Source organism: Amycolatopsis sp. CA-126428 (assembly GCF_002904335.1).
Classification (GTDB): Bacteria; Actinomycetota; Actinomycetes; order Mycobacteriales; family Pseudonocardiaceae; genus Amycolatopsis.
In genome coordinates, this window is sequence record NZ_PPHF01000081.1 from 52,864 (window position 1) to 72,622 (window position 19,759).

16 protein-coding genes are annotated in these 19,759 nt (G+C 73.5%); 9 read left to right on the top strand and 7 right to left on the bottom strand.

Features of this window, described 5'->3' with window-relative positions:
* The first annotated feature begins 142 nt into the window (after positions 1-142).
* From pdxA to def, 5 genes are all read left to right on the top strand, one after another.
* Entirely contained in the window at positions 143-1,171 is a 1,029-nt protein-coding gene (gene pdxA / locus C2L58_RS22430) for a 4-hydroxythreonine-4-phosphate dehydrogenase PdxA (RefSeq protein ID WP_103339579.1), read from the top strand.
* Positions 1,168-2,445: an MFS transporter gene (locus C2L58_RS22435; protein WP_103339580.1), complete on the top strand. Its 1,278-nt coding sequence runs from the start codon at positions 1,168-1,170 to the stop codon at positions 2,443-2,445. The genes pdxA and C2L58_RS22435 overlap by 4 nt, the downstream gene beginning before the upstream one ends.
* Positions 2,417-3,205, top strand: coding sequence for a DeoR/GlpR family DNA-binding transcription regulator (locus C2L58_RS22440; protein WP_103339581.1), 789 nt, complete (start codon positions 2,417-2,419; stop codon positions 3,203-3,205). The genes C2L58_RS22435 and C2L58_RS22440 overlap by 29 nt, the downstream gene beginning before the upstream one ends.
* Positions 3,198-7,868 carry a DEAD/DEAH box helicase gene (locus C2L58_RS22445; protein ID WP_199191380.1) on the top strand — a complete coding sequence of 1,557 codons (4,671 nt, stop codon included), beginning with the start codon at positions 3,198-3,200 and terminating at the stop codon, positions 7,866-7,868. Before C2L58_RS22440 ends, C2L58_RS22445 begins: the two co-directional genes overlap by 8 nt.
* Before the next feature lie 345 nt (positions 7,869-8,213).
* Positions 8,214-8,714, top strand: a complete 501-nt coding sequence (gene def / locus C2L58_RS22450) for a peptide deformylase (RefSeq protein WP_103339583.1) — start codon at positions 8,214-8,216, stop codon at positions 8,712-8,714.
* A gap of 2 nt (positions 8,715-8,716) precedes the next feature.
* Here the strand turns inward: def and C2L58_RS22455 are convergent, their stop codons facing one another.
* The 4 genes from C2L58_RS22455 to C2L58_RS22470 all read right to left on the bottom strand — a co-directional run bounded on the left by C2L58_RS22455 (position 8,717) and on the right by C2L58_RS22470 (position 12,199).
* The gene (locus C2L58_RS22455; RefSeq protein ID WP_369904230.1) at positions 8,717-9,796 is read right to left on the bottom strand and encodes a GNAT family N-acetyltransferase; all 1,080 of its coding nucleotides are present in this window, start codon (positions 9,794-9,796) and stop codon (positions 8,717-8,719) included.
* A 193-nt stretch (positions 9,797-9,989) separates the two neighbouring features.
* The gene (locus tag C2L58_RS22460; RefSeq protein WP_103339584.1) at positions 9,990-10,721 is read right to left on the bottom strand and encodes a VOC family protein; all 732 of its coding nucleotides are present in this window, start codon (positions 10,719-10,721) and stop codon (positions 9,990-9,992) included.
* Between the two features lie 58 nt (positions 10,722-10,779).
* Complete coding sequence (locus C2L58_RS22465) at positions 10,780-11,547, bottom strand: maleylpyruvate isomerase family mycothiol-dependent enzyme (RefSeq protein WP_103339585.1); 768 nt, start codon at positions 11,545-11,547, stop codon at positions 10,780-10,782.
* Positions 11,537-12,199, bottom strand: coding sequence for an SAV_6107 family HEPN domain-containing protein (locus C2L58_RS22470; RefSeq protein WP_233225859.1), 663 nt, complete (start codon positions 12,197-12,199; stop codon positions 11,537-11,539). The genes C2L58_RS22465 and C2L58_RS22470 overlap by 11 nt, the downstream gene beginning before the upstream one ends.
* Before the next feature lie 548 nt (positions 12,200-12,747).
* On the opposite strand from C2L58_RS22470, the gene C2L58_RS22475 reads away from it, so the two are divergent.
* Together C2L58_RS22475 and C2L58_RS22480 are read left to right on the top strand one after the other, a co-directional pair.
* Positions 12,748-13,272, top strand: a complete 525-nt coding sequence (locus tag C2L58_RS22475) for a YbaK/EbsC family protein (RefSeq protein WP_103339587.1) — start codon at positions 12,748-12,750, stop codon at positions 13,270-13,272.
* Entirely contained in the window at positions 13,269-13,841 is a 573-nt protein-coding gene (locus tag C2L58_RS22480; protein ID WP_103339588.1) for a GNAT family N-acetyltransferase, read from the top strand. Before C2L58_RS22475 ends, C2L58_RS22480 begins: the two co-directional genes overlap by 4 nt.
* A 19-nt stretch (positions 13,842-13,860) precedes the next feature.
* On the opposite strand, the gene C2L58_RS22485 is transcribed toward C2L58_RS22480, so the two are convergent.
* From C2L58_RS22485 to C2L58_RS22495, 3 genes are all read right to left on the bottom strand, one after another.
* Entirely contained in the window at positions 13,861-14,733 is an 873-nt protein-coding gene (locus C2L58_RS22485; RefSeq protein WP_103339589.1) for a DMT family transporter, read from the bottom strand.
* Between the two features lie 527 nt (positions 14,734-15,260).
* Positions 15,261-16,940 (bottom strand): DUF885 domain-containing protein, encoded by a 1,680-nt coding sequence (locus C2L58_RS22490; protein ID WP_103339590.1) that lies wholly within the window; start codon positions 16,938-16,940, stop codon positions 15,261-15,263.
* Between the two features lie 42 nt (positions 16,941-16,982).
* Positions 16,983-17,867 carry a methylenetetrahydrofolate reductase gene (locus C2L58_RS22495; RefSeq protein ID WP_103339591.1) on the bottom strand — a complete coding sequence of 295 codons (885 nt, stop codon included), beginning with the start codon at positions 17,865-17,867 and terminating at the stop codon, positions 16,983-16,985.
* 49 nt (positions 17,868-17,916) lie between these two features.
* Here C2L58_RS22495 and merB point away from each other — a divergent pair, with 49 nt between their 5' ends.
* Positions 17,917-18,606, top strand: coding sequence for an organomercurial lyase (merB, locus tag C2L58_RS22500; RefSeq protein ID WP_103339592.1), 690 nt, complete (start codon positions 17,917-17,919; stop codon positions 18,604-18,606).
* 60 nt (positions 18,607-18,666) lie between these two features.
* Entirely contained in the window at positions 18,667-19,758 is a 1,092-nt protein-coding gene (locus tag C2L58_RS22505) for a polyprenyl synthetase family protein (protein ID WP_103339593.1), read from the top strand.
* The last annotated feature ends 1 nt before the right edge of the window (position 19,759 follow it).

The following is a 19,759-nucleotide window of genomic DNA, read 5'->3' on the forward strand; positions in this document are numbered from 1 at the left end:
TCGGATCGCGCAAGAAGGGAGGGTCGGTGCCGGTGAACGTAGGTACCCGGCACGCCTCGCCACCACACGCCATGCAGGCGGTTCGGAAGGCGCCCTGCCCGGAAAACCCGAACCACCTCCTGGCCACCGGAAGGAACCACCCGTGAACGACCTCCCCATCCTCGCCGTCACCCTCGGCGACCCCGTGGGCATCGGCCCGGAGATCACCCTGAAGACCCTCGCCGAGCCCGAGGCCCTGCAGATGGCGCACGGGGTGGCGGTGGGCGACGCGATCGTGCTGGAACGCCTGGTCCGGCACCTGGGCCTGCACCTGGAGATCAACCCGATCGCCACGGTCGCCGACGCGCGCTTCACCACCGGCGTGATCGACGTGCTCAACCTCGGCGTGGTCACCGAAGACCTGCCGTGGGGCGAGGTGAACGCGACCGCGGGCGCCGCCGCGGTGGGGGCGATCGAGGTCGCCACCCGGCTCGCGCTGGCCGGCGAGGTCGACGCGGTGGTGACCGCGCCGATCAACAAGGAAGCCATCTGGGCGGCGGGCTCGCAGCACCTCGGGCACACCGAGATGCTCGGCGAGCTGACCGGATCGACCCGGTTCAACACGATGTTCTGGGTCTCCGGGCTGAAGATCTTCTTCGCCACCCGGCACCTTTCGCTGCGCGAGGCGATCAGCCAGATCACCCGGGAGAACATCGAGCACGCGATCCGGGAGGCGTACACCGCGCTGGAAGTGTTCGGCACGGAGAAACCGAGGCTGGCCGTGGCGGCGCTCAACCCGCACGGCGGGGAGAACGGCAAGTTCGGCGACGAGGAGATCATCGCGATCGCCCCGGCGGTCGCCGCCGCGCGGGTGGCCGGGCTCGACGTGGTCGGCCCGATCCCCGCGGATTCCGTGTTCCACCAAGGGATCCAGGGCCGGTTCGACGGGGTGCTCTCGCTCTACCACGACCAGGGGCACATCGCGTCGAAGACCTACGACTTCGACGGCACGGTGTCGGTGACGGTCGGCCTGCCGATCCTGCGCACGTCGGTCGACCACGGCACGGCGTTCGACATCGCCGGCACCGGCCGGGCGTCGCACGGCACCATGCGGGCGGCGTTCAAGGCCGCGGCCACCCTGGCGCCGTACGCGCGGAAGCTGCCGGTCATCTACCCACCGGCCCGCCGGTGATCCCCCGCAAGCGCTGGGCGTACGTCATCCCGGTCGCGGTGGTCATGTACATGCTGGCCTACCTCGACCGCACGAACGTCGCGGTGATCCTGCCCTACATCGGCGACGACTTCCCGTTGTCGGCCGGCGCGAAAGGGCTGGCCAGCGGCATCTTCTTCGTCGGCTACCTGGTGCTGCAGATCCCCGCGGCGGTGCTGGCGGCGAAGTGGAGCGCCCGCAGGACCGTGCTGATCCTGATGATCGCCTGGGCGTTCGCGGCGGTGCTCTGCGGGCTGGTGCGGAACGAAACCCAGCTGTACCTGGCCCGGCTGCTGCTCGGGTTGTTCGAGGGCGGCGTGTGGCCCGCGGTGCTGATCCTGCTGGCGTCGCGGTTCCCGCAAGCGGAACGGGCCCGGGCGAACGCGCTGTGGATGACGTGCCTGCCGATCTCGGCGATCCTCATGTCGCCGCTGTCCGGGTTCATGCTCGACCACATGTCCTGGCGCTGGGTGTTCGTCCTCCAGGGCCTGCCGCCGCTGGTGTGGGCGGTCGTCTGGTGGTTCGCGGTGGCCGACCGGCCGGCCCGGGCGCGGTGGATCTCCGCGGCGGAACGCGAGTACCTCGAAACCACCTTGCGGGCCGAAGAAGACGCGAAGCCGGCGTTCGCCAAGGAGAGTTACCGGCAGGCGCTGGCGAACCGCCAGGTGCTGCTGCTGGTCGGCATCTACTTCTTCTGGATCACCGGCTTCTACGGCTTCTCCCTGTGGCTGCCGTCGGTGGTGAAGACGATGACCGGCGGCTCGGCCACCGCCGTCGGCTTCCTGTCGGCCGTGCCGTACGTGCTGGCGCTGGCCGGGATGGTCGCGTGCGCACACTGGTCCGACCGCACCGGCAACCGGCGGCTCGCGGTCACGGTGCCGCTGCTCGTCGCGATCGGCGGGCTGCTGCTGGGCAACCTCGGGCACTGGCCGGCGGCCGTGCAGCTGGCGCTGCTCTGCGTGGTGGCGACCGGCGTCTACATGCCGTACGGGCCGTTCTGGGCGATCCCCGGCCGGGTCCTCGGCATCGAAGTGGTCGCCGTGGCGATGGGGCTGATCAACGCGCTGGGCAACCTCGGCGGCTTCGCCGGTCCCTACCTGGTCGGCTGGCTGACCGATGTCACCGGCACGACGACCACCGGGTTCGTCGTCTTGGCCGCGTTCCTCGCCGTGGCCGCCGGGCTGGCGTTCTTCGGGCTGAAACCCGTGACTGTGGAAGGCTCGGCGCATGCCTCAGCCGCGACCAGGCACCCGTGACCGGCGCGCGATGCTCCTGGAGGCCGTCCGCGACGGCTCCGGCGGCATCGCGGAACTGGCCGAAGAGTTCGGCGTCTCCGAGTCGACGATCCGCCGCGACCTCGCCTCGCTCGCCGGCGCCGGGCACGTCGTCCGCACCTACGGCGGCGCACTCGACACCGAGCGCAGTCCCCTCGAGAAGGACCGGGAGCACGCGGCGGCCAAGGACGCCATCGCCCGGGAGGCCGCCGCGCTCGTCCGGGACGGCGAGGTGGTGCTCCTCGACGCGGGCACGACCACCGGCAGGCTCGCCCGCCACCTCGCCCACCGCGAAGGGCTGACGGTGGTGACCAACGGCGTCACGGCGATCCGCGAGCTCGCGGGCTTCCCCGGGATCGACCTCATCGTCCTCGGCGGCCGGCTGCGGCACTCCGACGAGGCGATCCTCGGCGAGAGCGTGCTGGCGCAGCTGCGACACATTTCACCCGACCGGGTGTTTCTGGGTGCCGACGGCGTCGTGGCCGGGCGCGGGCTGTGCTGCCCGTCACTGGAACAGTCGGTGGTCAAGCACGCGATGCTCCACGCGGGCGCGGAGGCCTACGTGCTGGCCGACCACTCCCAGCTGGACCAGGCCCCTTTTTCCTACTGGACGCCGCTGGACCGCGAGTACCGGCTGATCACCGACGAGCCGCGGGTGGACGTGATGTTCCCCCAGTTCGCCCAGAGCGTGATCCTGGCCGGCGGCCCCGGAATTGTCGGTGGTGCCGCGCATCATGGATGACGTGGCAGCTGACGTTCTCGACCTTTTCTCCCCCGCGACCCGCGACTGGTTCGCCGGGGCCTTCGCCGCGCCCACCGCGGCGCAGGAAGGGGCCTGGCGGGCCGCACACGCGGGCGAGCACGCCCTCGTCGTCGCGCCCACCGGGTCCGGCAAGACCCTGTCCGCGTTCCTCTGGGCGCTGGACAGGCTCTCGGTGGAGCCGCCACCGGCGGAAGCGACGAAACGCTGCCGGATCCTCTACGTCTCGCCGCTGAAGGCCCTGGCGGTCGACGTCCAGCGGAACCTGCGGGCCCCGCTCGCCGGCATCTCGCAGGCCAGCCGCCGGCTCGGGCTGCCGGTGCCCGGGATCGAAGTGGGCATGCGCACCGGCGACACCACCGCGGCCGAGCGCCGCGCGTTCGGCAAGACCCCGCCGGACGTGCTGGTGACCACGCCGGAGTCGCTGTTCCTCATCCTCACGTCGTCGGCGCGGGAGTCGCTGCGCGGCGTCGAGACCGTGATCGTCGACGAGGTGCACGCGGTCGCCGGCGGCAAGCGCGGCGCGCACCTCGCGCTCTCGCTGGAGCGGCTGGACGCGCTGCTGCCGAAGCCGGCGCAGCGGATCGGCCTGTCGGCGACGGTCCGCCCGATCGACGAGGTGAGCGCGTTCCTGGCCGGCGGCCGTCCGGTGCGCGTGGTCCAGCCGAAGCTGGCGAAGACCATCGAGGTCCGCGTCGAGGTCCCGGTGGAGGACATGGGCAACCTCGACGCGCCGCGCGGCGGGCCGGCGCCGAGCCCGCTCGACGCGCTGGAGTCGCTGGAGTCGCTGACCGAGGCGTTCCCGCCCGGGGAGATCGCCCCGGGCGGCCTGGGCACGCTGGAGGAGATGGCCGGCAACCCCGTGCAGCGGCCGTCGATCTGGCCGGCGGTCGAGGAGCGGGTGCTGAGCCTGATCCGCGCGCACCGCTCGACCATCGTCTTCGCCAACTCGCGCCGGCTCACCGAGCGGCTCACCGCCCGGCTCAACGAGCTGGCCGTCGAGCAGACCGAGCTGACCCCGGCCGACGCGTTCCCGGCGGAAGCCGTCGGGCAGTCCGGCGTGAGCACCGGCGCGGCGCCGGTGATCGCCCGGGCCCACCACGGATCGATGTCGCGGGAGCAGCGCACCCACGTCGAAGAGGCGCTCAAGTCCGGGCAGCTGCCGTGCGTGGTGGCGACGTCGTCGCTGGAGCTGGGCATCGACATGGGCGCGGTCGACCTCGTGGTGCAGATCGAAGCGCCGCCGACGGTGGCGTCCGGGCTGCAGCGGGTCGGCCGGGCGGGGCACCAGGTCGGCGCGGTGTCGTCCGGGGTGATGTTCCCGAAGTTCCGCGGCGACCTCGTCTCCTGCGCGGTGGTCGCGGAGCGGATGGCGAGCGGGGCGATCGAGGCGGTCCGCTACCCGCGCAACCCGCTGGACGTCCTGGCGCAGCACGTCGTCGCCATGGTGGCGCTGGAACCGTGGACGGTGCCGGACCTCGCGTCGCTGGTGCGGCGGGCCGCCCCCTTCGCCGCGCTGCCGGACGACGCCCTGCACGCGGTGCTCGACATGCTCGCGGGCCGCTACCCGAGCGAGGAGTTCGGCGAGCTGCGGGCGCGGATCACCTGGGACCGCATCGCCGGCGAGCTGCGTGGGCGGCCCGGCTCGCAGCGGCTGGCCGTCACGTCGGGCGGCACCATCCCCGACCGCGGCCTGTTCACCGTCATGACCCCGGGCGCGGACGACAAGCCCGGTTCGCGCGTCGGCGAGTTCGACGAAGAGATGGTGTACGAGTCGCGCGTCGGCGACACCATCCTGCTCGGTACGTCGTCGTGGCGGATCACCGACATCACGCACGACCGCGTCATCGTGGTGCCGGCGCCGGGCGAGCCGGCGCGGATGCCGTTCTGGAAGGGCGACGCGCCGGGCCGCCCGCTGGAACTCGGCCGGGCGCTGGGGAAGTTCGTCCGCGAACTCTCCACTTCGGACGAGGCGAAGGCGCGCGAGCGGGCCCAGGCGGCCGGGCTGGACGAGCGGGCGTGCGACAACCTCCTCGCCTACCTGACCGAGCAGAAGGCGGCCACCCGGCACGTCCCGAACGACCGGACGATCCTGCTGGAGCGCTACCGCGACGAGCTCGGCGACTGGCGGATCGTCGTGCACTCGCCGTTCGGCGCGCAGGTGAACGCGCCGTGGGCGCTCGCAATCGCCGCGCGGCTGCGGGAAAACCGAGGGGTGGATGCGCAGGTCGCGCACTCCGACGACGGCATCGTCCTGCGGCTTCCGGACGCCCTCGACGCCGAAGGCGGCGAGGTGACCATCGGCGCGGACGACGTGCTGCTCGACCCCGAGGAGGTCGAGCAGCTGATCGTCGCCGAGGTCGGCGGCTCGGCCGTGTTCGCGGCGCGGTTCCGGGAGTGCGCGGCCCGGTCGTTGCTGCTGCCCCGCCGGGACCCGCGGCGCCGGACTCCGCTGTGGCAGCAACGGCAGCGCGCGTCGCAGCTGCTGTCGGTCGCGGCGAAGTACGAGCGGTTCCCGGTCGTGCTGGAGGCGATGCGGGAGGTCCTGCAGGACGTCTACGACGTCAGCGGCCTGCGCGAGCTGATGGCCGACGTCCGCGCCCGCAAGGTCCGGCTGGTGGAGGTCGAAACGCCGGCCGCGTCGCCGTTCGCGCGCAGTCTGCTCTTCGGCTACATCGGGATGTTCCTGTACGAGACAGACGCTCCGCTGGCCGAGCGGCGGGCGGCGGCGCTGTCGCTGGATTCGGGGCTGCTGGCCGAGCTCCTGGGCACCGAGGCGATCCGGGAGCTGCTGGATCCCGAAGCCGTCGCCGAGGTGGAACGGTCGCTGCAGCGGCTCGACCCCGAGCGCCACGCGCGCTCGGCCGAGGACGCCGCCGACCTGCTGCGGTTCCTCGGCGACCTGACCGTCGAAGAGGCCGCCGAGCGCGGGATCCAGGCGGAGTGGCTCACCGAGCTGGAAGCGGCGCGGCGGGCGATCCGGGTGCGGATCGGCGGCTCGGAACGGTTCTTGGCGATCGAGGACGCCGGCCGGGTGCGTGACGCGCTGGGCACCGCGCTGCCGGTGGGCGTGCCCGAGGCGTTCACCGAACCGGTGGCGGACCCGCTCGGGGACCTGTTGTCGCGGTACGCCCGCAGCCGCGGGCCGTTCGCCGCGGCGGACGCGGCCGCGCGGTTCGGGCTCGGCACCGCGGTCGTCACCGGCGTGCTCGACCGGATGACCGGCGAAGGCCGCCTGGTGCGCGGCGAGCTGAGCCCGGTCGGCCATCCGGAAACCCACGGCGTCGGGGTCGAGTACTGCGATTCGGCCGTGCTGCGCCGGCTGCGGCGGGCGTCGCTGGCGAAGCTGCGAGCCGAAGTCGAGCCGGTCGAACCGGCGGCACTGGGCCGGTTCCTGCCCGCGTGGCACGGGTTCGGCGGCCGCGTCCGCGCCGCCCCGACGGCGGACGACGTGCTGTCGGTGGTGGAGCAGCTCGCCGGGGCGCCGTTGCCGGCGAGCGCGGTGGAGTCGCTGATCCTGCCCGGGCGGCTGCCGGGCTACTCCCCCGCGTTGCTGGACGAGCTGACGACCGCGGGCGAGGTCACGTGGGCGGGCTGCGGCGCGCTCTCCGGCGGCGACGGCTGGATCGCCCTGGCCCCGACGGACGTGGCCGACCTGCTGCTGCCCGAGGTCGTCGAGGACATCCCGACCGGCCCGCTGCACGACGCCATCGTGTCCACTTTGGAGGGTGGCGCGCTGTTCTTCCGCCAGCTGGTGGACCGCGCGACGGTCCTGGTGGACAAGGCCCCGAACGACGCCGAAGTCGTGGCGGCGCTGTGGGATCTGGTCTGGGCGGGCTTGGTCACGGGCGACACACTGGGGCCGTTGCGGGCCCAGGTCGCCGGACACGGCGCCCACAAGCCCCGGCGCCAGGCCCCCCGCGGCCGGTACGCACGGCTGCGGGCAGGGCGGCCACAGATGCCCTCGCGATCCGGACCGCCGACGGTCGCCGGCCGGTGGGCGCTGACCCCACCCCGCGAAACCGACGCGACCCGCCGGGCGCACGCGAGGACGGAGGCGTTCCTGGAGCGCCACGGCGTCCTGACCCGCGGCGCGCTCGACACCGAGCGCGTCACGGGCGGGTTCTCCGGCATCTACAAGGTCCTCCGCGGCATGGAGGACACGGGCCAGGTGATCCGCGGTTACGTGGTGGAGGGCCTCGGCGCGGCCCAGTTCGCGGCGAAGGGCGCGGTCGACCGCTTGCGCGCCTTGTCGGGCCCGGGCCGCCCGGCACCGGGCCGGCCGGTGGTCCTGGCCGCGGCGGACCCGGCCCAGCCCTACGGCGCGGCCCTCCCTTGGCCGGCGGCAACGGGCGACACGAAGCACCGCCCCGCCCGCAAGGCCGGCGCACTGGCAGTCCTGGTCGACGGGGTCCCGGCCCTGTACGTGGAACGAGGAGGCCGCTCCCTGCTGAGTTTCACGGAGGAGCGCCAGCCGTTGTCGGAGGCAGCCCAGGCCCTGTCGGCAGCGGTCCGCGAGGGCTGGCTGGGCCAGTTGTCAGTCCAACGCGCGGACGGCGAGCAGGCACTGACCTCGGAACTGTCGGAGGTGCTACAGGAGGCAGGCTTCCGAGCCACCCCCTCCGGCCTGCGGCTACGAGCCTGAGGCCCCGCAGGGCAAGCCAAGGCCGGGAGCCCCGAGGACTTCCGGCCGGGACCCGGTCGCCGGTCGAGGCTGAGTTGCAGGCCGCGGAGCCGGGTCGCCGGGCCGGGCAGTTCGCCCGCACCTCCGCCTCGCCACCGGAACCGATCCGCTGCAAGCACTCCGACCCGGCAGCCCCAGCAGCCCGGCGCCGGCCACCCGGCCACCCGGTCCTCCGCCCACCAGCGCCGATTCGCCGCCGCGCCCCTTCGTCCCGTCTCCGGGCGAGCCCGGTTGGTGATTCCGGCGCGACCGTCTTCCTCGCTGGCCTAAGCTGCCAGTCCGACACGCACGAAGGATGTTCTGCTCATGGCGATGCGCGAACTGCGCTATTTCGGGGACCCGATCCTCAAGTCCGTCTGCGACCCGGTCACCGTGTTCGACGAGAAGCTCGAGGCGCTCGTGCGGGACCTGGTCGACTCCGTCAAGCCCGCCGGGCGCGCGGGGCTGGCCGCGCCGCAGATCGGGGTGGGGCTTCGCGTCTTCAGCTATGACGTCGCCGGGCTGGCCGGGTATGTCGTTAATCCCGAAATCGTCGAACTGTCCGAGGAAACGCACGAGATCGACGAAGGCTGCCTGTCGGTGCCGGAGATGTGGTTCCCCACCAAGCGGGCGAAGCACGCGAAGGTGCGCGGCGTCGACGTCCACAACGAACCCATCGAGGTCGAAGGCGAAGACGTGCTGGCCCAATGCCTGCAGCACGAGACCGATCACCTCGACGGCATCCTCTACCTCGACCGGCTCACCGCCGAGCGCAAGAAGTCCGCCCTGCGCGAAGCGCGCGACAAAGACTGGTTCTGGAAGCGCTGAGCTCAGGCCGGCAGGAACATCCTCAGCCGGGCGCCGTCGTCGATGCTGCGTTCGGTGCGCAGGCCGGCTCTGGCCGCCGTGCGGGGGAGGATGTCGTCGCCCGTCAAGCAGTCCGCGGACAGCTCCGTGATGCCCTGGGCCTCCGCCAGCACCGCGAGCCGCGCCAGGAGGGCCGTGCCGATTCCCTGCCGCTGCCAGTCGTCCTCCACCAGGAGGGAGATCTCGGCGCCGCCCGAATTCATCGGGATGAGCTGGGCCAGGCCGATCACCTCGCGGCCGAAGACGGCGAGCACGCTCGTGCCGCGCGGAGGCACCAGCAGCCGGTGCAGGCGGCGGCGCGGGACCGTGCGCACTCCGGTGTGGTAGCGCCGGAACAGCGTGGCCATCGAGCAGCGGCGGTGCAGTTCGGCCACCGCGTCGGCGTCGCCGGGGACGCCCTTGCGCAGGACGATCGCCGCGCCGTCCGGGCGGTCGAGGACCACCGGGCCGGCCGCGTTGCGGGCCGCCGCCGCGAGCAGGGTCACCAGCGCTTCGGCGCGGGTCAGCTCCAGCTGCACGAACGGCGCCCACTGGCGGCGCGCCACCAGCGCGCTGCCGCCGGCCAGCGCGAACACGGCCCGGTGCCCGCTCTCCGTGCGCGCCGGGTTCGCCTCGGCGGCGGGGACGAGCGTGACGACGTCCGCGGCGAGGATGTCCTTCAGCACGTCGGCGAGACGGGCCGGGTCGTCGACCGCGCGACGGGCCGTGAGCAGCGTCGACGCCGACGGGTCGACCAGCTCGTGGACGTCGGCGTCGATGATCGCCGTGCATTCGCACCCCTCGGCGCGGATGGCGTCGACCAGGTGCCGCCGGGGCAGGCCGGTCGCGGGGCGCAGCACGATCTCGTCGAGCACGCCGCCCGGCACCGGCAGCACGGACAGGCCGAGGATGTTGCACTCGAGGTCGGCGAGCCGGATGGCGATGCGGGCGAGGGTGCCCGGGTGGTCGTGCATCCGGATCCGCACCCGCCACGCCGACGGCACCGCCGCCTCCTCGGCGGCGACCGTCCGGACCGGCTGGGGCAACGCTCGGGAAGTCTCCATGCCTCCACGGTCCCCCGGGGTTGTTGCCGCTCCAGGACGTGGGTGTTTCGCGCAGATCAGCGTTCGACGCGCCCCGGCAACGCGGCCGAAACACCCAGCCGGTTCGCGGCTCGGTCGCCGGCACGACCGGACGCCCCGCCGGCCGAGGCGCTCTCCCCGGCGATCCGGCGCCCGACCGATCGGGGAGCCGAGCTCAGCGCGGGGTCAGCACGCAGAACTCGTTGCCCTCCGGGTCGGTCAGCACCCGCCACGGCAACGCGGGACCGTCCCGGTCCGCCGGCGCCGCACCGGCCGCGATGACCTCCGCCACCGCCGCGGCGTGGCCGGCGTCCGCCGGGGGCGCGATGTCCAGGTGCACGCGGTTCTTGACCTGCTTGACGTCGTCGTTGCGCAGGAGTTCCAGCCACGGCCCCCGCCCGGACGGCGCGCGCAGCCCCACCAGGGCATCGCCTTCGCGGGCCTGGATCGACCGGCCGGTGAGCCGCGCCCAGAAGCCCGCCAGGAGCTCCGGGTCGTGCGCGTCGACCAGGATCGACGCCACCGCGCCGGTGTCCGCGTAGCGCTCGCGGGGTTCGAGGACGCAGAACTCGTTGCCTTCCGGGTCCGCGAGCACCACCCACGGCACGTCGCCCTGTCCGACGTCGACCCGGCGGCCGCCCAGTTCCAGCGCGCGCGTGACCAGCTCGGCCTGGTGCGCCCGTGTCGTGCTCGCCAGGTCCAGGTGGATGCGGTTTTTGACCTCCTTGGGTTCGGGAACCGGCACGAAGACGAGGTCCAGGTCCCAGCCGTCGCTCTCCGGGGCGCGGACGTCGACCTCGCCGGCCTCCTCGACGGCGACGTGCCAGCCGAGCAGCGCGGCCCAGAAGCCCGCCAGGGCATCCGGGCGCGCCGCGTCGATCACCAGGTTCACCAGGCGCGTGGTCATGCGCCGCAGGCTAACCGCCACCTCCGACAATTCCGGTTCGGCTTCCCCACCGGCCGGGTCATCGGGTCGCGAGCCGCAGCAGCGCCCAGAGCTGGGCCGCCTGGTCGTGCACGCCGCGCACGGTCACCGAGGTCAGGGACGCGCGGCCCCAGAGCCACAGGTAGATCTGCGCGGGCTTGGCCGTGACGACGTCGTCCGCGGCCTCGGCCTCCTCGGCCGAACAGCGCCAGGCTTCCGTGGTGACGGGTCCGGCCCGCGCGATCCAGCTGTGCGCGTCGGTCCGGATGCCGACCGAGCCCGCTTTCGTGCCGGTCAGGCCGAGCATCGGCAGCTTCTGCCCGAACCACAGGGTGAGCACCTCGTCGATGCCGTCGATCGCGACGTCGTCGGGCACGCCGTGCGGCTCCGTGCCCGCCGCCTGCTCGACGTCCACCCGGTGGACGACCGTCTCGTGCAGCATCCGCCGGCGCCAGAACCCGTAGGTCCGGTCCGCCGGCCACCAGGTGTCGGCGCGCTCCTCCGGGTCGTGGGCGGCGAGCTCGTCGAGCAGCTCGGTCAGGCCGGTTTCCAGGAAGTCCCGCAGGCTCTGGCCCGGTTCGGGGTCGCGCGGCCAGTCGTCGGGGCTCCGGCCGTCGATCAGCCGGCGCCGGACCAGCCGGTAGAGGCTTCCGACGTGCCGGGCGACCTCGCCGAGCGACCAGCCGGGGCAGGCGGGCACCGGCGCTTCGGTCGGCGCCGCGTGCACCGCTTCGGCCAGCAGCCTGCCTTCGATTCCCAACGCCGTGAGCAACCGCCCCTGGTCGACCGGGCCGTGCTCACGCGACATGGGCTTCCCCGGTGATCGGCAGGCCGTGCACGAGACGGCGGACGAGCTCGAGGAACGGAGTGGCGGCCCCCACCAGCCCGGCGGCCGACTCGGCGGTGACCTTCCCGGTGATCCCGGCCTGCGCGGCGGCGCGGGTGGCCGAGTTGCTGGCGAAGAAGGCAGACCACTCCCGCAGTTCGGGGGCGACGGAGTCGAGCAGCACCCAGGTGCTGGCCGGACGAGCCCGCCCCCGGTGCGGCCGCCCCCGGGCGGCGAGCACGGCGGCGGCCCCCCGGAGGGCGGCGAGGTAGGCACCGATGAAGCGTTCGGCGGGCCGGGTTTCCTGCGCGGCCTCGGCGAGCCCGCGCCGCGCCTGGGCAAGCAGCCCGGCGGCGGCCGGCGAAGCGGGAGGGCGCAGGGACATGGGCAGCGAGGACTGGTCGGGGTCCGCCCCGGGCGGCCGCAGGGACAGGGGCAGCCCGGGGGGCCCAACGGCGCCGGCGGGGGTCGGCGCCGGTTCCTCGGGAACCGGCAGCTCGGAGTGGCCGGACTCCGCCGCTGACACGACGGACGGCCCGGACTCCGCCGGGGTGACCGGCTCAGGCCAGCCGGAGTCCGCGCCGGTGGCCGCCGGCCGGGCCTGCTCCGGGATCGCGGGGGCCGGAAGCGGCAACTCGGACTGGCCGGAATCCGCCGCAACTGACGACGAAGAGCGCAGCAAACCCGGCAACCCGGAATCCGCCACGACGGCCGCCGGCTGAGACTCCCCCGAACCCGCAGAAACCGCAGACGAAGGCCGCAACTCGGCGGCGGCAGCCTCCGAAGCCGCAGTGCGCAGGATCGGCAGCTGAGGCTGCCGGGAGTCCGCCGCCGAACCCGAAGGGCGCTGCCGCGGGTCTGCCGGCGCGGACAGGCACTGCCTGGATCGCCCGCGGGGGTTTCCCGCCGGGGCCGGCTGCGGGCGCAGCGTCATGGGCAGCTCCGGCTGCCCGGGGTCCGTGGGGGACACGACCTTGACGGACATGGCGACCCTCCTCCTGCGCGGGTGAGCCCGGCGGGGATCCGGGGCCGGGACGGCTCCGGGCACCTGGCCGGTGCGCACTCACCTAATGTCGAACGCCTGTTCGAACGATTTCCAGAGTAACCCCGCCCGTGGCGTCCGCTCAACCCCAGGGTGGAATCCCGCGGGACACCAGGTCGGTGCCGTGATCTCATAGGTTCATGAGTTCGCTGGAGCACCCCGCCGTCGCCAAGGTGGCGGCCGCGCTGGCCGAAGCCGGGCAGTGCGGCGCCGCCGAGGGCATCCGTGTCCTGCCCGCCGAGGTCCGGACCGCCGCTCAGGCGGCCGAAGCGCTCGGCGTGCCCGTCGGGGCCATCGCCAACAGCCTCATCTTCCGCCTGGGGTCCGACAAAAAAGCGCTCCTCGCGCTGACGTCGGGCGCCCATCGCGCCGATCCGGCCACCCTGGAGCAGCTGGCCGGGGGCGAAATCGGCGGCGAAATCACCAAGGCCGACGCCGATTTCGTGCGGGCGCACACCGGGCAGCCGATCGGCGGTGTCGCCCCGGTCGGGCACCCCGAGCCGCTGCCCACGCTGGTCGACATCGCGCTGCGCGCCCACGACGTCGTCTGGGCCGCCGCCGGGCACCCGAAGGCCGTGTTCCCCACCACCTTCGCCGGGCTGGTGGCGTTGACCGGGGGCACCCCGGGCGCGCTCGCCGGCGCGGAGGAAGATGGGCAGCCGTGACCGCGATGCCCGCCGGCTGCTCTCGTTACGTCCAGCTCTCCTCGGACGAGTTCCGCGCCCGCCTGCCCGAAGCGCTCGACATCTACGTCCGGGCGATGCGGTACCCGGCCGGCACCGCCGAGCAGCGCGCGCCGATGTGGCTCACCCACGCGCTGCGCGAGGGCTGGCGCTGCATGGCCGCGCTCGACGCCGACGACGTCCTGCTCGGCGTGGCCTACGGCTACCGCGGCCGGGCCGGGCAGTGGTGGCACGAGCAGGTGCGCCACGGCCTGAGCCGCCGGGCCGGGGCCGCCGAGGCCGACCGCTGGCTTTCGGACTACTTCGAGCTGACCGAGATCCACGTCCGGCCGGAGAACCAGGGCCACCAGATCGGCGAGGACCTGCTGCGCAGCCTCCTGGACGGCGTCCCGAGCTCGAACGTGCTCCTGTCGACGCCCGAGGGCACGAGCCGGGCGTGGAAGCTCTACCGCCGCACCGGCTTCGTCGACGTCCTGCGCGACTACCACTTCGCGGGCGATCCGCGGCCGTTCGCGATCCTCGGGCGGGCGCTGCCCCTCGACGCGCGCTGAGCCGAGGGGCAGCGGTTCCTCAGCGCGGCTCGGGCCGCCAGTAGCCGACGACCAGCGCCGCGACCAGCACAGCGGCGCCGCACCACGCCGTGGCACCCAGCCGTTCACCGAGCAGCGCGGCGGACAGCACCGCGGCCGTCAGCGGCTCGAGCACCGCCGACAGCGAGCCGAGCACGGGGTGCGCGTCGGCCAGGCCGCGCAAGTACGCGGCGTACGCGAGCGCGGTCGGAACAGCGCCGAGGTAGCAGACGATCGCGAGGACGTCCGCGTGCAGCGGGATCGCCATCCCGGACCAGCACGCGACCGGGACGAGCAGCAGACCGCCGGTGAGGCAGCCGAACGCCGTCGTCGGCAACGGCTCCAGGCCTTCGACGGGCTTCGCGGTGACCAGCGTGAGGGTCGCGAAGCCCGCCGCCGCGAGCAAGGCGCAGCCGAGGCCTCCGGAGGAGAACGCTTCGCCCGGTGACCACTGGAGCAGCACCAGGCCGGCGAGAGTGCCCGCCACGGACACCGCCGTCCAGCGACGGAGTTTCCGCACCGACGCGAGGGTGACGAAGACGGGCGCGGCCCCGATCGTGGTCATGGTCGCGACGCTCACCGAGCTGAGCGCGACGGCGGCGAAGTAGCTCGCCTGGAACAGGGCGAACAGCCCGCCGACGGCGAGGATGCGCCGGGCGGCTGCGGGCGTGCGCGGGAAGGTGCCACCGGTCAGGAGGACGACGAGGGTGGCGATCCCGCCGCCGACGAGCAGCCGGTAGTCGGCGACGGCGAGCGGGTGGAGGCCGGCTCGCCGGCCGAGAAGCGAGCCGGCGAGGCCGCCGGTGCCCCAGAGGACGCCGGCGAGAACTAGCGCGGCCGAGGACCGGGCGCGCGTGGGAAGGACGAGGGACATGAACGCTCCTGCGTCTGCGTCGAAAGGAAAGGGAATTCGACGAACGCGGGGTGCGTGCGCACCACGAATCAGCCGCGGGCCTCGAAGGCCACGCGGCGAGGGGCCACCCCGCTCAGCCGCGGGGCGGTGGGGTCACGAAGAGGATTCGGCGCACGGGGCGAACCTACCGGCGAGGCTCGGGTGAGCGCGACGGGTTTTCCGCTGAGCCGGACCGGCGCGGAGCTCAGGATTTCCGTCCCAGAAGGCGCGCACGACTTCGGCGAAGGCGCGCAGACCTTCCGGCCCGCGTTTTTTCGCGATGTAGGCGCACACCGGCAACGCGGCGACGAAACACGCCGCGAGGCAGAGGACGACGTAGAGGGGGGCGGCCACCCAGGAACCGAGACTCATTCGGCCGTCTGGACCCGCTTGGTGACCAAGCCGCGCACGGCGTGCGCTCCGGACCCTCCGTCGTGATTCCAACCGCGGAAAGCGGAATCGAGAACGCCTCGGGCGCCGGCGAAACTCACCGGCGCCCGAGCCGCCGCTCAGTCCAGGCCGGCCAGCTGATCCCGCAGCGTGTCCAGCCCCATCCCGCCCATCTTGAGCGCCTCCGTGTGGAAGTGCTTGATGTCGAACCCGGCGCCCGCGCGGGCCTGGGCGTCCGAGCGGGCCGCCAGCCAGAGGCGCTCGCCGATCTTGTACGCCGGGGCCTGGCCCGGCCAGCCCAGGTACCGGTCGATCTCGTCGCGGATGTGGGCCTGGTCGGTGATCGTGCGGGTCAGCATGAACTCCAGCCCCAGCTCCGGCGTCCACCGCGAACCCTCGTGGAAGCCCGTTCCGGCCGGGATCACCAGCTCCAGGTGCATGCCCAGGTCCACCACCACGCGGGCCGCGCGGAACAGCTGCTCGGACAGCATCCCCAGCAGGTCGCCGTCGTCCGACAGGTAGCCCAGTTCCTCCATCAGGCGCTCCGCGTACAGGGCCCAGCCCTCCGCGTGGCCCGAGGTGAACGCCAGCAGCCGCTGGTACTTGTTCAGCCCGTCCGACTGGTCCACCGCCGTCGCGATCTGGAGGTGGTGGCCCGGTGCTCCCTCGTGGTACACCGTGCTCGTCTCGCGCCAGGTGCTGAACTCGTCGCGGCCCGCCGGCAGGGACCACCACATGCGGCCCGGGCGCGCGAAGTCCTCGCTCGGTCCCGTGTAGTACGCGCCCACTCCGCCGCCCGGCGGGGCGATCTTGCACTCGAGGGCCATCACCCGGTCGGAAATGTCGAAGTGCTTGCCGCGCAACGATTCCAGGGCGTCGTCGGACAGGCGCTGCATCCACGCCTCGAACTCCGCGCGGCCGCGGATGCGGTAGCGCGGGTCCGCGTCCAGCGCCGCCGCGGCCTCGGCCGGCGAAGCACCCGGCTTGATGCGGTTCGCCACCGTGCGCATTTCGGCCTCGATCCGGGCGAACTCCGCCCAGCCCCACTCGTAGGTTTCCCGCAGGTCCAGCGCCGCGCCGACGAAGTAGCGCGACCACAGGCGGTAGACGTCCTCGCCGACGGCGTCCTTGACCGGGGCCTTCGGGGCCAGCTCGGCCCGCAGGAACCCGGCGAACTCCGCGAACGCCTCGTCCGCGGCCCGCGCGCGGTGCGCGAGATCGGCCGCGAGCGCCGAACCCGGCGAAGCCGACACGAGCTCGGCGAGGAAGCTCTTCTCCTCCTTCAGGCCCGCCCACGTCTCGCACTGCTCCGCCACCTTCGCGACCTGCCGCAGCGCCGAGACGCGTCCCGCGTCGGCCGCCGAAAGCAGGCCGCTGCGGACGTTCGCGAGGGCGCGGGGGACCTCGGCGATCCGGGCCGAGACGACCGCCCAGTCCTGCTCGGTCTCCAGCGGCATCAGGTCGAACGCCATCCGCAGCTCCTGCACCGGGCTGGCGATGACGTTCAGGCTCGCCACGTCGAGGCCGGCCTCGTGGATCTCCAGCTCCAGGCCGAGGCGCTCGGTGAACACGGCCTTGGCGGCGCGCTCGGCGGCGTCGCGCGGCTCGGCGGCGGTGACGGCGGCGTGCGCCCGCGCGGCCAGGCCGGCGCGCTCGGCGAAGCCGTCCGCCGAGTAGTCGGTCAGGCGGTGGTCGTGGCCGGCGACGCCGTGGACGGTCGCCGCGACCGGATCCGCGGCCACGTAGTCGTCGACGTAGCGGTCACAGATTTCGTGCACGCCTTCGGAAGCAGTAGACATGAGCCGCACGCTACCGGGCCACGTGTAGCTGGTGGTACGTACTTAAGCACGGGCCGGGACGAGACCCAGCCGGGCGATCACCTCGCGCGTCGCCTTCGAGCGGTTGAACGTGTAGAAGTGCAGGTTCGGCACGCCCTCGGCGATCAGCTTCTCGCACAGTTCCGTGGTCACGTCGATGCCCGCCGCGCGGAACGCCTTGGGGTCGTCGGCCAGCGGCTCGAGCCGGTCCAGGAGCTTCCGGGGCGCCGGCGCGCCGGACAGCTTGATCGTCGTCTGCAACGTCCGCATCGTCGTCAGCGGCATGACGCCGGGCAGCACCGGGACGTCGCAGCCGGTCGCGGCGACCCGGTCGCGCAGCCGCAGGAAGTCCTCGGCGCCGTGGAACAGCTGCGCGATCGCGAAGTCCGCGCCCGCCCGCAGCTTGCGGACCAGGTACTTCGTGTCGGTCTCGAGGTCGGCCGAGCGCGGGTGGCCGTAGGTGTAGGCCGACACGCCGATGCAGAAGTCACCCAGCTCACGGACGAGCTGGACCAGCTCTTCGGCGTAGGTGAGCCCCTCCGGGTGCGGGATCCAGTCGCCGTAGACGTCGCCCGGCGGGTCGCCGCGCAGCGCGAGGATGTTGCGGACGCCGACCGAGGCGTACCAGCCGATCACGTTGCGCAGCTCGGCGACGGAGTGGTTGACCGCGGTCAGGTGCGCCATCGGCACCAGCGTGGTCTCGGTCGCGACGCGGGCGATGCTGCGGATCGTGCCGTCGCGGCTGGAGCCGCCGGCACCGTAGGTGATCGACATGTAGGCCGGGTCGTACGGCTCGAGCTCCCGGATCGCCTTCCAGAGGACGGCCTCGTCCACCGTGTCCCGGGGTGGGAAGAACTCGATGGAGAACTTCGGCCCGTCTCCGCGCAACCGCTCGATCACCGACGTCATGTCTCGAATGTTAAGGGTCCCGGCTCTAGACTCGATACAGGAGTGAGCCATGAGGGACGACGACGCGAGCTGGGACGAAGACGTCCGCCTGGCCGTTTACCACGCCTTCGCCGACCACGGCCGCGCGCCGACCGGGCCGGAGCTGGCCGACGCCGCGGGCGGGTCGCTCGCCGTCGCCAAGCAGGCGCTGCACCGCCTCGCCGGCGCTCACCACCTGGTGCTCGACGAGTGCGAGCACGTCGTGCTGGCCCACCCCTTCGCGGCGAAGTCGCTCGGGTTCTCCGTGTTGGGTTCGCACACGCTGTGGTGGGGTGGCTGCGCGTGGGACTCGTTCGCCATCCCGCACCTGGTCGAGGCCGAGCCCGAGGTGCTCGTCGCGACCCGCTGCCCCGGCTGCGCCCAGCCGCACGCCCTGGTCGTGAACCGTGCGGAACCGCCGGAGGGCGCCCAGGTGGCGCACTTCCTGGTGCCCGCCGCCCGGATGTGGGACGACGTCCTGCACACGTGCGCGAACCAGCGCCTCTTCTGCTGCGAGTCCTGTGTGGACGCCTGGCTGGCGGAAACCGGGCAGGCCAAGGGTTCCGTGCTCGACCTGGTCACCCTCTGGCGGCTGGCCCGCGGCTGGTACGCGGGCCGGCTGGAGCGCGGCTACCGGCGGCGTGAGCCGCACGACGCCGTCGCCTACTTCGCCGAAGCGGGCCTCACCGGTCCGTTCTGGGCCGCCACGGCCGGAGTCTGATTCGCCACATCCGGGTGCCCCGCGCGCCCGCGCACCCGCGGGTTCGGCGAGGATGGCGGGATGAACGCGCTCGCCGCCGACAGTGACCTGCCCGCCCACGTCGAGCGCGCGCTGGCCGGGTTCCTCGATCGGGCGGGCACCGCGATCCTCGGGACCGAGCCCACCGTGGCCGCCGGGATCGACGCGCTGCGCGGGTTCGTGCTGGGCGGTGGCAAGCGCTTGCGCCCGACGTTCGCCTGGTGGGGCTGGCGCGGCGCGGGCGGCGACCCGGCCGGCCCGGACGCCGAGGGCGTGCTGCAGGCGGTGGCCAGCCTGGAGCTGATCCAGGCGTGCGCGCTGATCCACGACGACCTCATCGACTCCTCCGACTCCCGCCGCGGCAACCCGACCGTGCACATCGCGGGCGCGAAGCTGCACGCCGACCGCGGCTGGCTCGGCTCCCCCGCCACGTTCGGCCTGGCCACCGCGGTGCTCGTCGGCGACCTGGCGCTGGCCTGGGCGGACGACATGTTCGCCGACGCAGCCCTGCCCGCCGAGACCCTGGCCGCGGCCCGCCCGGCCTGGCGCGCGATGCGCACCGAGGTGCTCGCCGGGCAGTACCTCGACGTTCGCACGCAGGCCACCGGGGACGCCTCCGTCGAGGCCGCGCTCAAGATCGACCGGCTCAAGACCGCCGCCTACACCGTGCAGCGGCCGCTGCACCTGGGCGCCGCGCTCGGCGGCGCCGGCCCGGAGCTGATCGCCACGCTGCTGGAGTTCGGCGGCGAGGTCGGCGTGGCGTTCCAGCTGCGCGACGACCTGCTGGGCGTCTTCGGCGACCCGTCGGTCACCGGCAAGCCCGCCGGCGACGACCTGCGCGAGGGCAAGCGCACCCTGCTCGCCGCCCTCGGCCTGCAGCTCGCCGCGGAGAAGGGCGAGCAGGCCGCGGCCACCGTGATCGCGGACGCGATCGGTGACACGGACCTGTCCGACGAGGGCGTCGAGACCGTCCGGATGGCGTTGCAGCAGGTCGGCGCGGTCGACGCGGTCGAGCGCCGGATCGACGAGCTGACGACGGCGGCGATGGCCGCCCTCGACCGCGCGCACCTGGCCGAGCCGGCTCCCGCCGCGCTGACCGGGCTGGTCGTCAAGGCCACCCAGCGGACGTACTGAC